Annotated in this window: 16 protein-coding genes; 8 read left to right on the plus strand and 8 right to left on the minus strand. The window is 64.9% G+C overall.

The features are described from left to right. Positions 1-17 precede the first annotated feature (17 nt). Positions 18-791 (plus strand): SDR family NAD(P)-dependent oxidoreductase, encoded by a 774-nt coding sequence (locus GC148_RS01685; protein ID WP_291068293.1) that lies wholly within the window; start codon positions 18-20, stop codon positions 789-791. Positions 792-870: 79 nt separating this feature from the next. Here the strand turns inward: GC148_RS01685 and GC148_RS01690 are convergent, their stop codons facing one another. Together GC148_RS01690 and GC148_RS01695 are read right to left on the minus strand one after the other, a co-directional pair. After that, positions 871-1,302 carry a hypothetical protein gene (locus GC148_RS01690; protein WP_291068294.1) on the minus strand — a complete coding sequence of 144 codons (432 nt, stop codon included), beginning with the start codon at positions 1,300-1,302 and terminating at the stop codon, positions 871-873. Between the two features lie 71 nt (positions 1,303-1,373). Continuing rightward, on the minus strand, positions 1,374-2,357 hold the full coding sequence (locus GC148_RS01695; RefSeq protein WP_291068295.1) for an alpha/beta hydrolase: 984 nt from the start codon (positions 2,355-2,357) through the stop codon (positions 1,374-1,376). Between the two features lie 137 nt (positions 2,358-2,494). On the opposite strand from GC148_RS01695, the gene GC148_RS01700 reads away from it, so the two are divergent. Together GC148_RS01700 and GC148_RS01705 are read left to right on the plus strand one after the other, a co-directional pair. After that, positions 2,495-3,274 (plus strand): TerC family protein, encoded by a 780-nt coding sequence (locus GC148_RS01700; protein WP_291068296.1) that lies wholly within the window; start codon positions 2,495-2,497, stop codon positions 3,272-3,274. Between the two features lie 56 nt (positions 3,275-3,330). Next, the gene (locus tag GC148_RS01705; protein ID WP_291068297.1) at positions 3,331-4,119 is read left to right on the plus strand and encodes an enoyl-CoA hydratase/isomerase family protein; all 789 of its coding nucleotides are present in this window, start codon (positions 3,331-3,333) and stop codon (positions 4,117-4,119) included. An 8-nt stretch (positions 4,120-4,127) separates the two neighbouring features. On the opposite strand, the gene GC148_RS01710 is transcribed toward GC148_RS01705, so the two are convergent. Next, positions 4,128-4,496 (minus strand): VOC family protein, encoded by a 369-nt coding sequence (locus tag GC148_RS01710; RefSeq protein ID WP_291068298.1) that lies wholly within the window; start codon positions 4,494-4,496, stop codon positions 4,128-4,130. Positions 4,497-4,627: 131 nt separating this feature from the next. Between GC148_RS01710 and GC148_RS01715 the strand changes: the two genes are divergently transcribed. The 4 genes from GC148_RS01715 (at position 4,628) to GC148_RS01730 (ending at position 8,078) form a co-directional block, all read left to right on the plus strand. After that, on the plus strand, positions 4,628-5,605 hold the full coding sequence (locus tag GC148_RS01715; protein WP_291068299.1) for a quinone oxidoreductase: 978 nt from the start codon (positions 4,628-4,630) through the stop codon (positions 5,603-5,605). A 62-nt stretch (positions 5,606-5,667) separates the two neighbouring features. Next, positions 5,668-6,132, plus strand: a complete 465-nt coding sequence (locus GC148_RS01720; protein WP_291068300.1) for a hypothetical protein — start codon at positions 5,668-5,670, stop codon at positions 6,130-6,132. A gap of 70 nt (positions 6,133-6,202) precedes the next feature. Beyond that, a complete protein-coding gene (locus tag GC148_RS01725; RefSeq protein ID WP_291068301.1) occupies positions 6,203-6,886 on the plus strand; it encodes a hypothetical protein in 684 nt (227 codons plus the stop codon). Positions 6,887-6,911: 25 nt separating this feature from the next. Beyond that, a complete protein-coding gene (locus tag GC148_RS01730; protein WP_291068302.1) occupies positions 6,912-8,078 on the plus strand; it encodes a crosslink repair DNA glycosylase YcaQ family protein in 1,167 nt (388 codons plus the stop codon). 5 nt (positions 8,079-8,083) lie between these two features. Here GC148_RS01730 and GC148_RS01735 read toward each other — a convergent pair whose 3' ends face one another. From GC148_RS01735 to GC148_RS01755, 5 genes are all read right to left on the minus strand, one after another. Next, positions 8,084-8,602 (minus strand): DUF1697 domain-containing protein, encoded by a 519-nt coding sequence (locus GC148_RS01735; RefSeq protein ID WP_291068303.1) that lies wholly within the window; start codon positions 8,600-8,602, stop codon positions 8,084-8,086. 29 nt (positions 8,603-8,631) lie between these two features. After that, positions 8,632-8,925, minus strand: a complete 294-nt coding sequence (locus GC148_RS01740; protein ID WP_291068304.1) for a hypothetical protein — start codon at positions 8,923-8,925, stop codon at positions 8,632-8,634. 97 nt (positions 8,926-9,022) lie between these two features. Continuing rightward, entirely contained in the window at positions 9,023-9,838 is an 816-nt protein-coding gene (locus GC148_RS01745; protein WP_291068305.1) for a hypothetical protein, read from the minus strand. A gap of 6 nt (positions 9,839-9,844) precedes the next feature. After that, positions 9,845-10,786 carry a M23 family metallopeptidase gene (locus tag GC148_RS01750; RefSeq protein ID WP_291068306.1) on the minus strand — a complete coding sequence of 314 codons (942 nt, stop codon included), beginning with the start codon at positions 10,784-10,786 and terminating at the stop codon, positions 9,845-9,847. Positions 10,787-10,812: 26 nt separating this feature from the next. After that, positions 10,813-11,022: a DUF2093 domain-containing protein gene (locus tag GC148_RS01755; protein WP_291068307.1), complete on the minus strand. Its 210-nt coding sequence runs from the start codon at positions 11,020-11,022 to the stop codon at positions 10,813-10,815. A 154-nt stretch (positions 11,023-11,176) separates the two neighbouring features. On the opposite strand from GC148_RS01755, the gene recA reads away from it, so the two are divergent. Then, entirely contained in the window at positions 11,177-12,274 is a 1,098-nt protein-coding gene (gene recA / locus GC148_RS01760) for a recombinase RecA (protein ID WP_291068308.1), read from the plus strand. Positions 12,275-12,310 lie beyond the last annotated feature (36 nt).

Genomic DNA, 12,310 nt, shown 5'->3' on the forward strand with positions numbered 1-12,310 from the left:
AAACGGAGGACAAGCGCATGGATTTCGGACTCAAGGACAAGGTGATCTTCATCGCCGGGGCAAGCCGGGGTATTGGCCACGGGATTGCCGAAAGCCTGCTCGGCGAAGGCGCGAAAGTGGCGCTAACGGCACGCGGAGCCGAAGCGCTGGAGGCGACGAAAGCGGAATTCGCGGCGCGCTTCGGCCAGGATAAGGTGTGGAGCTTTGCCGGGGACCTGACTCAGACCGCGCCCATCGAGGCGGCGTTGGCCGCGTGCGAGGCGGAGTTCGGGCCGATCACGGGCGCGGTGGCAAATGTGGGTCTGTCGCCGTCGCCGCTGGGGCTTGATGTGTCGGATGAGGAATGGCAGGCGGGGCTGGACCAGAACCTCAACTCGGCCTTCCGCCTGGCGCGCGGGGCGATCCCCCGCATGGCCCAGAATGGCGGCGGCAGCTTCCTGTTCATCAGTTCGATTGCCGGCCTTGGCGCACTCGGCACGCCGCTGGATTATGGCGCGACGAAAGCCGCCGTGAACCATCTCTCGACCAGCGTGGCGCGCTTCGCGTTCGATACCAAAGTCCGGGTCAATACAATCGCACCGGGCAACATTATCTTTCCGGGTAACAATTGGGAAAAACAGTCCACCGGTCCGCGCGCCGATGCGTGGTGGCGCTGGATCAAGCGCGAGGTGCCGATGAAACGTTTCGGCACGCCGCGGGAGATCGGCGATACAGCAACCTTCCTGCTGTCGGAGCGAGCGAGCTTCATCAACGGTGCCGTGGTGCCGGTGGATGGGGGGCAGACGCGGTAGGGTCTGGAAGGTCCCTTCGCGCGCGCCTAGGGCCGCCTCTCCCGTGAACGGGAGAGGACGGGACAGATCCGTGAACGGACTATTGTAGGCCGGCGCCGACGACCGGTTTCAGCAGGATCTTTTCCTTCGGAGCGCCGAAACAGTCGCCGCGCTTCAGGGTGATCTTCGAGGGAAAGCCCTTCTTGTGGAAGCGCACTTCCATGATGCCCCAGCGCTGCCAGGCCATGCCGTCCGGCGTGTTGATCGAGACCGGGCAGGTCTTGCCGACATAGGTAGGCTCGACCCAGTAGCCGGTATAGGTGCCGCGATTGTCGAAATTGCCGCCGAGGCCGGGCACGAAGATATAGGACTGCTCGACACCCATGACCGGCGTGTAGCCGAGGATGGCGGTGTTGCCGTCGTCGTTGAGATAGGTGACCTGATTGCCGCTGGGCAGGGTCCAGACTTCGTCGGCAAAAGCGGCCAGCGGTAAGGTGGCCAGCAGGGCAGCGGTGATGAGTGTGCGGAACATGTGGCGTCTCCTCCCAAGAGGCGACCAGCTAAGCAGACGCTGCGAAAATAGATAGCCGGATTTTGCGGCGATCAGACGACCCGGCCTTTGAGGCTGGTGAGCCAGGGCAGGAGGGCGGCGTTGACCTCGGCGGGGCGCTCCTGCTGGGTCCAGTGGCCGCAGCCGGGCAGGACGACCGCCGTTTCAAGGTTCGGCACGGCGGGGCGCATCTTGCCGATGGGGTCGGTGACCATGCCGAAGCCGTTGAAGGCGGGGTCCTTGTCGCCGGCGACGAAACAAGCCGGCTGGGTGATCGTCCTGCCGCGGAAGGGCGAGAGCAACTCGAAGTCGCGCGTGTGGTTGCGGTAACGGCTGATCGGGCCGAACAGGCCGGAGCGGCGGAATTCCGCTTCGTAATAGTCGAGATCGGCCTCGGACATCCAGGCGGGCAGCGTGTCAGGCACGGTGAGGCTGTCCATTAGTGTGGCGCTGGAAGGCAGGCCGAGCTTCCATTCGCCCGGCTTCGCGTCACCCGAGATGGAATAGTAGAACGCGGCAAGGAAGCGGCGCAGATCCGCTTCGAGGTCGGCTTCGGAGCGGCCGGGCGTGCGGAAATAGGACTGATAGAAGAACCGGTCCCGGTCGTCGAAGACGCGCTTGATCACATCGTCGAAGGAGAACTCCGGCGCGCCGTAGAAAGGCACGGACAGCGCGGCGACGGCGGCGATCCGGTCCGGATGGGTGAGTGTGGTGTTCCAGACCTGGGGCGCGCCCCAGTCATGGCCGAGGAGGATGAATTTCTGCTCGGGCGAAAAGGCGGCGCCGACGCCGAGGATGTCGCCGATAAGGGCTTCCATCCGGTAGTCGGCGACCTCGGGCAGGCGCGAGGAGCCGCCATAGCCGCGCACATCCATGGCGGCGGCCGTGAAGCCGGCCGCGGCAATGGGGCCGATCTGGTGGCGCCAGGAATACCAGCTTTCCGGAAACCCATGGACCATTAGAACCAGCGGGCCGCTGCCTTCGAGCGCAACTCGGATCTGCGCGGCGCCTGCATCGATGGTACGGAATTCGGGCATCGGGGCCTCCCTCGTTTTTTCGGAGGCTGCGACAGGCGGAGGCCGGGCGCAAGGCGCGCCGCCGCGTCAGGCCTTGCCGAAGCGCGCGGCGCAGGGTTCACTCACGCCGAGCCGTTGCAGCCCAAGGGATGAGTTTCATGACCGAACTGTTGGCGTCGCCTGCCTTCTGGGGATCGCTTGCGACCCTGACCTTCCTCGAAATCGTGCTGGGCATCGACAACCTGTTGTTCGTGTCGATTGCGACCGGCAAGCTGGAGGGCAAGCAGAAGGTCACTGCAACCCGCGTCGGCGTGTGGGGCGCGATGGTGCTGCGCATCGCCATGCTGGCCGTGATCTTCTGGATCCTGCAGCTGGACAAGAACCCGCTGTTCGAAGTGCCGCACGGAATGGCGGTTTTCCTGGCGGGCGGCAGCGAAGAAGCGCTGCATCATATCGAATATGTGACGCTGAAGGACGTGATCCTGTTTGCGGGCGGCCTGTTCCTGCTGTGGAAGGGCACGCAGGAGATCCATGCCTCGGTGGAAGGCACGCATGAGGCCGACGCCGACGCGAAGAACAGTTTCAGCGGGGTGATCGTGCAGCTGTTCGTGATCAACATCGTCTTCTCGATGGACTCGGTGATCACGGCCGTGGGGATGACGACCATTCTGGAAGTGATGATCGCGGCGGTGGTGCTGTCGACGCTGGTGATGGCGGTTGCGGCTGATCCGCTGGCGAAGTTCATCGCCAACCATCCGACCACCAAGATGCTCGCCCTGTCATTCATCCTGTTGGTGGGTGTGGCGCTTGTGGCCGACGGGCTCGGCTTCCACATTCCCCGCGGGTATCTCTATTTCGCGATCGCGTTCTCGCTGGGCGTCGAACTGCTGAACATCCAGATGCGGAAGAATACGAAAGGGGCGGGCGGGGCGCATTGAGCCTTGCCGGGCCTGCTCCCCATTGAGGGGTTAAAAAAAACAAAGGGAGGAACAACATGACGGCGCATCATATCAAGCTCGAGAAGACCGAGGATGGCATTGCCATCCTGACCATCGACCGCGCGGAAAAGCGCAATGCGATGACCTATGCTATGCTGTTCGCGTTCATCGAGAAGGTGCGGGAAGTCTCCGCAGATGACAGCGTCCGTGTGCTGATCGTGACCGGGGCGGGCGGCACGTTCTGTGCCGGCACGGACCTCGCGGACCTGTCGACGATTCCGGGCGAGACACGCGGCGTGCGCGGCGAGGCGCATGAGGGCGATGTGTGGTGGCCGCTGGTCTCATGTCCGAAGCCGGTGATCGGCGCGATTGACGGCTTTGCCGTGGGCATGGGCGCGGAGTTCTCCAGCCAGTGCGATGTGCGCATCGTCAGCGACCGGGCGCGGTTTGCCTGGAACTTTGCGCACCGGGGGCTGGTGCCGGATACCGGCGCGGGCAGCTGGATCCTGCCGCGCCTGATCGGGCACAGCCGGGCCTTGCGGCTGCTCTATTCCGGCGGCTTCCTCGAAGCGGTCGAGGCAAAAGAGATCGGCTATGCCAACGCTGTGGTGGCGCCGGAAGCACTGATGGAGACAGCGCTCGCCGAGGCGCGGCGGTATCTCGCCTCCTCGCCTTTCTCGATCCGCCACATGAAGGCGCTGGTCTATGAAGGCCTGGCGCGCGACCTGCCGGATCACATGAAAGCGCACGTGACCGCGCTGTCGGCCTGTTTCAAATCGGCGGACCACAAGGAAGGCGTCGCCTCCTTCCTCGAGAAGCGGCCGGCAAAATTCACCGGCCGCTGAGGTGGGCCTCAACCCATGTAGAAGGCGTTGAGCTTGTTGCCGTCGAGGTCGCGGAAATAGCCGGCATAGAAGGTCTCGCTGCGCGGGCCGGGGGCCCCTTCATCAGTGCCGCCAAGGGTAAGGGCGAGGGCGTGCAGCCGGTCGACCTGCGCCTTGTCCTTCGCCTGCAGGGCCACCATGATACCGTTGCCGACGCTCATCGGATTGCCGTCGAACGGCAAGGTGATGCCGATCCCGGCCGGGCCGTCCGGATTTCCCCAGGCGATGGTCTTGTCTGTCGTGAACATGCGCGGCGTGCCGAGTTCGGCGGCGAGCGCATCGTAGAATACGGCGGCCTTTTCGAGGTCGCGCGTGCCGAGCGTAACGTATCCGATCATTGTTTTGTCCTCCTTGCGGAATCGGAACATAACAAGAACAAATTAGACTTGTCGAGTGAAGTTTTTACAACGGCATTTGACCTTGGCGCAGGCCGGGGCTTCAACTGGTGAAAACCCGAGAGGACCAGCCGATGACCCTTCCCAATGCCTATGCGATCCGGATGCACGAGACCGGCGGACCGGACGTCCTGAAGGTGGAAGCGGCGCCGCCGCGCGCGCCGGGGCCCGGCGAAGTGCTGGTGCGCCAGACGGCTGTGGGGGTCAATTTCATCGACACCTATCACCGCACCGGCCTTTACAAGATGCCGCTGCCCTTTGTTCCGGGTTCGGAAGGTGCCGGCGTGATCGAGGAAGTCGGTGAGGGCGTGACGCATCTGGAGCCGGGCGAGCGCGTCGCCTATCTTGGGCGCGGCACCTACGCGACCCATTATACCGGGCCGGCCGCCACGATGCTGCCCCTGCCGGCGGGCGTGAGCGATGAGGAAGCGGCCGCCGTGCTGCTGAAAGGCATGACCGTCTGGATGCTGCTGGAGGAGATCCGCCCGCTGCAAAAGGGTGAAACGGCGCTCGTCTGGGCGCCGGTCGGCGGGGTCGGCTCGCTGCTGACGCCCTGGGCGAAACATCTCGGCGCGCGGGTGATTGCGGTCACGTCCAGCGAGTCGAAAGCGGAGAAGGCCCGGGCGCTCGGCGCCGACGAGGTGGTCGTCGGCTATGACGATGTGGCGAAAAAGGTCCGTGAGCTGACGGGTGGTAAGGGTGTCGATGTCGTCTATGATAGCGTCGGCAAAATCTCGATGGAGGCCTCGCTGTCGAGCCTGCGTCCGCGCGGCTGGTTCATCACCTATGGCAACGCCTCCGGCGCGGCAGACCCGATCCCGCCGGGCCGGCTGGCAGCAGGCGGCTCGCTGGTGATGACGCGCCCGACGCTGTTCAACTTCACCGACACGCCGGAATCGCTGGCGCGGGCGTCCCGGCGCCTGTTCAGCTTGATCGAGTCTGGCGTGCTGACGCCGGACATCGGCCAGCGCTTTGCCCTGAGCGATGCGGCCGGCGCCCACCGGGCCCTGGAGAGCGGCAAGACGTCCGGCGCGACGCTGCTGATGCCCTGAGCGGCTTTCCTTGATTGCGCCGCAATCAGGGAGAATTCTCGCACGGCAATGGGGAGAGACAGATGAGAACGGTTTGGCTTGCACTGCTGGTCGCCGGGCTGGGCGCGTGTGCGCATGGCAACCCGAAACCACAGACAATCCTTGAGATGCACCAGACGAATGACTGGGCCTATGATCGCGGCGAGCGGCTTTATGCGGCGCTGGCCAATGATGTCAGCCGGATTGCCCGCAAGAATGGCCGGGCCGCAACGCTGGAGCAGCTCGCGGAGGCCGGGTACACCTGTGAATACGGCGAAGCGCATGAGGATTATCCGGAGCCGGCCGTCGTCTGCACCCGCAGTTTCGCCACGCGCGCCTGCCAGTTCGACTGGGAGGTGACCGTGACAAGCGCCCCGAAGCGGGCCGACAGCATCTACACCACGGACGTGGATTTCCGCCGCGACTGCGTCAACACGGGGCTGGACTGGCCGGAGCCCGTCCGGTCGGCCATCGATGACGGGCTGGCGCCCGCAGAGCCGCCGCTCTAGGTGCGCAACTCGGCTGGACGGCAACACACGGGCCGCTAGTCTGGCGCGCGAGACCTGAAAGGAATTCGACATGTTGCGATGGATGGCAGCGGCCCTGCTCGTGGCGGCCTTCGTGCCCGCCGCCGGCGCAGACACGAAACCGACCGCGACGGCGCTGGAAGAGGCCATGAGCGGCCTGTTTGTCGTGGTGCCGACCAATCCGGAGACCGGCGCCGCGATGATGGCGAAACTGCCCGCCGCCGACGGCAAGCCGGAGCGCGAGGTGGTCGTGGCTTTCCTCGACGCTGCCGATGCCGCCCGCGAAGTGAAGAAGGCCGGGATGCAAGACAAGGTGGAAGGCCGGCTGTTCAACGGGGCCGCGCTCATGGCGATTGCGAAGGGCGATATTCTCTGGCGCACCAGTGCGGACAACGCCGTGCTGGTGAACGGCACCGAAACGCGCCCGCCGGCCTTCTACATCACCGGGCCAGATGATGAACCGATGACCCAGCCCGTGGAAGGCAAGGCGCGGGTCGTGTTCTATGTCGATGCAGTGGCCGCAGATTCGGCCCGCGTGGCGGCGCAGAACGAACTGTCCGCCGCCGGAAAGCCGACCGACCTGTCGGTGGTCGCCGCGGACCTGGTCAGCCTGATTGACGGGGTGAAGAAAGGCGAGGCGAAAGACGTCTACATCGCCTCCTCGCCCACCGTCATCATCTGGGCGGCGCAATGGGAACAAGGCAAGCGGCTGATCCGGGATTACAGTCCGAACTAGGACGAACCTGCCGGCGTGAGGGGGCATGGCGCTGAAGATTTCCAACCGGGATGCGCGCCGACTGTGGCTGGGGGCGCAGGGCCTGTCGGCGGCGCCGACCGGACCCGTCGATCTGCCCGGAACGATCCGCAGGCTCGGCTTCGTCCAGCTTGACACGATCCGCGTCGTGGCGCGCGCGCACGACCATATCCTGTGGAGCCGCAACCAGAACTACCGCGAACCTATGCTGGAAAAATGCCTCGGGCAGGACCGGCACGTGTTCGAACATTTCACGCATGATGCTTCGGTGATCCCGATAGAGTTCTATCCAATGTGGCGGCGCCAGTTCCGCCGCCTGGAGGAAAAGGTGCGCGGATGGGAATGGCACCGGGGCATGCTGGATGAGGAGGGGCGCGCCGAAATCCGCAGGCGGATCGAAGCGGAAGGGCCGCTCAGCACCAAGGCTTTCGATACGAAGATCGAAGGCAAGCGCGAGATGTGGCGGCGACCGCCGCATAAGCTGGCGCTGGATTACATGTGGTATGCCGGCGAGTTGTCCACCTCGCACCGCGAGGGCTTCACCAAATTCTATGATCTCACGCACCGTGTCATCCCGGACCACCACCGGGAGACCGAACATGACGACGAGGTGCAGGTGGACTGGCTGTGCCGCGAGGCGCTGGACCGGCTCGCTTTCGGCACGCCGGGCGACATCCAGCGTTTCTGGGCGGCAGCCGACCTCGGCGAGGTGAAGGACTGGACCGAGGCGAATGCCGAAGAACTGGTGCCCGTGGAGATCGAATCCGTAGGCGGACAATGGACGGCGGCGCTGGCGCCAGCCGATATCGAGGTGCAGCTCGAGGCGGTGCCCGCGCCCGTCTCGCGCCTGCGTATCCTCAATCCGTTCGATCCTGTGATCCGCGACCGCAATCGTCTGACCCGCCTGTTCGGCTTCGACTACCGAATCGAGATCTTCGTACCCGCCGCCAAGCGCCAATGGGGCTATTACGTGTATCCGCTGCTGGAAGGCGACCGGTTCGTGGGCCGTATCGAAGTCAAGGCCGACCGTGAGAAGGGCGAACTCAGCGTGCACAATCTCTGGCATGAGCCCGGCGTGAAATGGACCGATGCGCGCGCCGCGCGGCTGGACGCAGAACTTGCCCGGATGGCGCGCTTCGTCGGCGCTGACGAGGTCGTGTGGCGGACGGACTGAACCCGTCAGCCTTCGAGCGCGGCCGCCATCCCGGCCAGCTTGGCGACCGTGTTCATGTTGCGCGCAGTTCCCGCTTTGGCGGCGGGGATGACCAGTCTTGAGTCGGCCATCCCGTCGTCATAGAGGACATAGATTTCCCGCGAGCCAAGCGCGAGCACTTCCGATTTCCGGTGTTTCAGATCGTCCAGCGCGCCGGGCGGCGGCGCGCCATCAAGGAAAATGGCGACCGTTCGATTGCCCGGCCCATCCGGAAAGGGATTGGTGGCCAGCACAGCAGCCATTTCAGTCGGTGTGCGGATGATGACGCCTACCGGCTTTCCGGCATAGTCCGCAAGGCGCGCCTCGAGGGCCGCCTTGACCTTGATGGCATCGACGGCGGCGCGGAACACGACATTGCCGCTCGCGATATAGGTTTTCACATCCGTAAAGCCCGACGCTTCGCACATCGCCTTGAGCTCGATCATCGGCAACTTGCCGGTGCCACCGACATTGACGGCGCGAAGCAGGGCGACAAACACACTCATACGTAAAGGGCTATCTTCACCCGGGGTGTCTACTTGCAACGGAAGGTCAGCGTGGACTTGATCGATGCGGTGTGATTGTCACCGGAGCGGATCTTGAAGCTGTCCTGTTCTAGGAATTGCTGGGTGATCTGCCTGCCCTGGCCGGCGCAGAAGTCGGCCGCGTCGCGGCGCGCTGCCTCTTCGGCCCGGTCAGCCTCAGCGTCCGTTGCTTCGGATGCGAGCTCGATCCTGTATTTATTGGGGCCGATCTGCTCGATTCCCCCGGCGCATCCCGTCAGGAAAAAGGCAAGGGCGAGACTGGCAAAGGCGTGTCGGCTGGTCATTTCGGTTCCCCTAAACAGGTATCGGTGAAACGCTAGGCCAATCAGTCAGGCGCGACAAGATGGACTTCGGCCTTGTTCCTGCGGGCGTGCCCGCGTCTCATCCGCCTGCTGATAAACTCAACACCTGCCGCGCGGCGTCGATATGGATCTCGGTGCCCGGCCGCCGGCCGCCTGCAATCATCCGGCGCGTGAGGCGCTCGTAATGCTCGATGAAGCCCGCTACCCAGGCGCGCCGCTCCGGCGGTACGGCTTCGCCCCGCGCCGCCCACAGCGCGGCCTCCTGCTGCATCCGCCAGTCCAGCACGCAGTCGAAAGCGGGCGGTACGATGTGGAGGAAGCCGTCCGCTGCATCCCAGAGCGGCGCATAGGACCGCGCGAGCACGGTTTCCTGATGCAGCCGCCAGGTTTTGTCCGCATCAGCGGCTTCGACGCGGTTGATTGGCGGCGAGTTTGGCGCGTCAGGATCCGGGCAAACGCCCATCAGCCAGCCCTCCACCACGATCGCCGCCGGGCGGCCCAAGACGGCGCGCCAGGCTTCGCGCGGCGCACGGTCGTCGGCGAGCTTGTCGAAGACGGGCAGGGCGGTCACGCTCTGGGCGCTTGCCTCGCGCAGCTCTGCGATGAGGCTTCGCAGCAAGCCAAGGTCATGTGTACCCGGAGGGCCCCGCACACGGAACAGCGCGCTGACCTCCAGCGCGAGACGTTCGCGCTCCGCCTTCTTGAGGTAGACGTCGTCCAGACCGAACCCGGCAACCGGCACCGGCAAAGCCGAGACGGCTTCGGCCAGGGCCGTCGACTTGCCGCAGCCTTGCGGACCGGAGAGGAAAAGCAGCGGGATATGGCCACTCGGCGCCGCCTCGACCGCGCGCGTGATCCAGCGCCCCACATGCGGCGTGATCTGGTTGGCGGTCATGCCGGTTCAGTCCGTAGACGGAAGGGTTAGCAGGAGCGCGGGGTCAAGATAGGTGTCCCCGTCGCGGTCGCTGCTCGCCGGGTTGCGCCATTTGACGCCCCAGTGAAGGTGCGGCCCGGACGAGCGCCCGGTATCCCCGGAACGCGCGATCAGCTGGCCGGCCGCCACCGTGTCGCCCGCCGACACATCGATTTCCGACAGGTGCATAAACACCGAGAGGAGCCCCTGGCCGTGATCGATGAACACTGCGCCGCCTTCATAATAGAGATCCGGATCGGCCAGCGTGACGCGACCGGCCGCCGGGGCGGTGACCGGCGAGCCGATGGGGGCAGCAAAGTCCAGCCCCAGATGGACCAAGGTCGAGTCGCAGGGCTTGCCGCTCGTCTTCGAGACACCGGTATAGCGCCGCTCCGGGCCGAAGGGCGAAGACGTCGGCCGGGCCGAGGGCGCGGCAAACCCGTCCAGCGCGCCGCGGCCGGGCGCAAACGTGGCGAAGGCGGCCGCCTTCTTCTCCCAGCTCTCGGCGGCGTGCGCTTTCTGGGCCGGCGTGCGGGCGTCGACCTTGTCGCAGTCGAGCCCTGGCACGACGCGGCTCTCGTGGCTGCGCGCCGTCACGGAAAGAGTCAGCGTTTCGCTCCCGGCCTCGACGGTGAGCGTTTCCGGCGCCGCGCGGGAAAGCCCGAACTGCACGGCGCCGGTCTCATCGGCGGTCAGCACGGTTTGATCGAAGCGGACAGCTTCGCCGGGTGGGGCGCGGCAGATCACGAGGCCGCCTTGCTGGAAAAGGCCGGTGCAGGCGTCTGACAGGGCGGGGCGGGGCTCGGCCTCCGGCGCAGGCGGGGCAGGTTCCGGAACCGGGTCCGGCAATCCGATGTCGGTGGTTTCATCCGTCGCGGGCGCCGGCATCGCAGCGGGCGGGGCGGCCGAGCAGGCGGCCAGCAGGCTCATGGCAACCGCGGCCAGCCCATGGTGCATCACTGCGCGGGTGAGAGGCGATGGGCAGCGGCTTCGGCGTCCCAATAGGCTTCCTGCAGGTCAACGCTCCAATAGCGTAGGGCGCCGAGGGGAATCGGCCTACCGGTCACGGCACAGGTGACGAAACTGCCGGGCGACAGGATGTCATAATCATTGTCGCCATAGCGAAGACGGGCTTCCCCGCCGGAATTTCCGGATCGTGTGAGCATGCTGGCAGTATGACTCAGCGGCCGCGGAAAGGAAAGCGGAGCTGTCAAAAGTTTCCGCTTTGTTCTCCGGAACAAATAGTGTACATGCAGATCCAGCATGGCAATCGGGGGCCTTGCCAAATCGGCCCCCATGGTAGACCAAAGGAGATCACTGATGAGCAAACCGACGCTTGCGATCGTGCAGAAGGAAACCGGTGTGGATAAGCAAAAGGCCCTCGAAACCGCGCTTGGAAACATCGAACGGTCGTTCGGCAAGGGCTCGGTCATGCGCCTTGGCGACAAGAAATCGATGGATATCGAGGCGATTTCCACCGGTTCGCTCGGTCTCGACATCGCGCTCGGCATCGGCGGCCTCCCGAAAGGCCGGATCATCGAGATTTTCGGCCCGGAAAGCTCGGGCAAGACCACCCTGTCGCTGCACTGCGTGGCGGAAGCCCAGCGCAATGGCGGCGTGTGCGCCTTCATCGACGCCGAGCATGCGCTCGATCCGGTCTATGCCGGCAAGCTGGGCATCGATCTGGACGACCTTCTGATCTCGCAGCCCGATTCGGGCGAGCAGGCGCTGGAAATCGCCGATACGCTGGTGCGTTCGGGCGCGGTGGACCTGCTCGTGATCGACTCGGTGGCCGCGCTGACCCCGCGCGCTGAACTGGAAGGCGAAATGGGCGACTCGCTGCCCGGCCTTCAGGCCCGCCTGATGAGCCAGGCGCTGCGCAAGCTGACCGGCTCGATCTCCAAGTCGAAATGCATGGTCATCTTCATCAACCAGATCCGCATGAAGATCGGTGTGATGTTCGGCAACCCGGAGACCACGACGGGCGGTAACGCCTTGAAATTCTATGCATCTGTCCGCCTTGATATCCGCCGTATCGGTCAGATCAAGGAACGTGAGGACGTGATCGGCAACCAGACCCGCGTCAAGGTCGTCAAAAACAAGGTCGCACCGCCGTTCCGGCAGGTCGAGTTCGACATCCTCTATGGCGAGGGCATTTCCAAGACCGGCGAGCTGATCGACCTTGGCGTCAAGGCCAATGTGGTCGAGAAATCGGGCTCCTGGTACTCCTACAATGGCGAGCGCATCGGTCAGGGCCGTGAAAAGGCCCGCCAGTTCCTCAAGGACAATGTCGCCGTCGCCAATGAGATCGAGGATGCCATCCGCCGCAATGCAGGCCTGCTCGCCGAAGAGCTGCTGGCGGCCGGCATGAACTCGTCCGAAGATGAAGATGACACGCCAGATGCGGCAGAAGGCTGAACCCGGCCTGTCATACGGACATGATTTCGCGGTGAT

This window comes from Hyphomonas sp. (assembly GCF_016125515.1).
In the GTDB taxonomy this organism is placed as follows: Bacteria; Pseudomonadota; Alphaproteobacteria; order Caulobacterales; family Hyphomonadaceae; genus Hyphomonas.

What these genes read in the sequence shown, in the direction of transcription:
- GC148_RS01685 (WP_291068293.1), top strand. Translation starts at nt 18, where the DNA reads ATGGATTTCGGACTCAAGGACAAGGTGATCTTCATCGCCGGGGCAAGC.
- GC148_RS01690 (WP_291068294.1), bottom strand. Translation starts at nt 1,302, where the DNA reads ATGTTCCGCACACTCATCACCGCTGCCCTGCTGGCCACCTTACCGCTG.
- GC148_RS01695 (WP_291068295.1), bottom strand. Translation starts at nt 2,357, where the DNA reads ATGCCCGAATTCCGTACCATCGATGCAGGCGCCGCGCAGATCCGAGTT.
- GC148_RS01700 (WP_291068296.1), top strand. Translation starts at nt 2,495, where the DNA reads ATGACCGAACTGTTGGCGTCGCCTGCCTTCTGGGGATCGCTTGCGACC.
- GC148_RS01705 (WP_291068297.1), top strand. Translation starts at nt 3,331, where the DNA reads ATGACGGCGCATCATATCAAGCTCGAGAAGACCGAGGATGGCATTGCC.
- GC148_RS01710 (WP_291068298.1), bottom strand. Translation starts at nt 4,496, where the DNA reads ATGATCGGATACGTTACGCTCGGCACGCGCGACCTCGAAAAGGCCGCC.
- GC148_RS01715 (WP_291068299.1), top strand. Translation starts at nt 4,628, where the DNA reads ATGACCCTTCCCAATGCCTATGCGATCCGGATGCACGAGACCGGCGGA.
- GC148_RS01720 (WP_291068300.1), top strand. Translation starts at nt 5,668, where the DNA reads ATGAGAACGGTTTGGCTTGCACTGCTGGTCGCCGGGCTGGGCGCGTGT.
- GC148_RS01725 (WP_291068301.1), top strand. Translation starts at nt 6,203, where the DNA reads ATGTTGCGATGGATGGCAGCGGCCCTGCTCGTGGCGGCCTTCGTGCCC.
- GC148_RS01730 (WP_291068302.1), top strand. Translation starts at nt 6,912, where the DNA reads ATGGCGCTGAAGATTTCCAACCGGGATGCGCGCCGACTGTGGCTGGGG.
- GC148_RS01735 (WP_291068303.1), bottom strand. Translation starts at nt 8,602, where the DNA reads ATGAGTGTGTTTGTCGCCCTGCTTCGCGCCGTCAATGTCGGTGGCACC.
- GC148_RS01740 (WP_291068304.1), bottom strand. Translation starts at nt 8,925, where the DNA reads ATGACCAGCCGACACGCCTTTGCCAGTCTCGCCCTTGCCTTTTTCCTG.
- GC148_RS01745 (WP_291068305.1), bottom strand. Translation starts at nt 9,838, where the DNA reads ATGACCGCCAACCAGATCACGCCGCATGTGGGGCGCTGGATCACGCGC.
- GC148_RS01750 (WP_291068306.1), bottom strand. Translation starts at nt 10,786, where the DNA reads ATGAGCCTGCTGGCCGCCTGCTCGGCCGCCCCGCCCGCTGCGATGCCG.
- GC148_RS01755 (WP_291068307.1), bottom strand. Translation starts at nt 11,022, where the DNA reads ATGCTCACACGATCCGGAAATTCCGGCGGGGAAGCCCGTCTTCGCTAT.
- recA (WP_291068308.1), top strand. Translation starts at nt 11,177, where the DNA reads ATGAGCAAACCGACGCTTGCGATCGTGCAGAAGGAAACCGGTGTGGAT.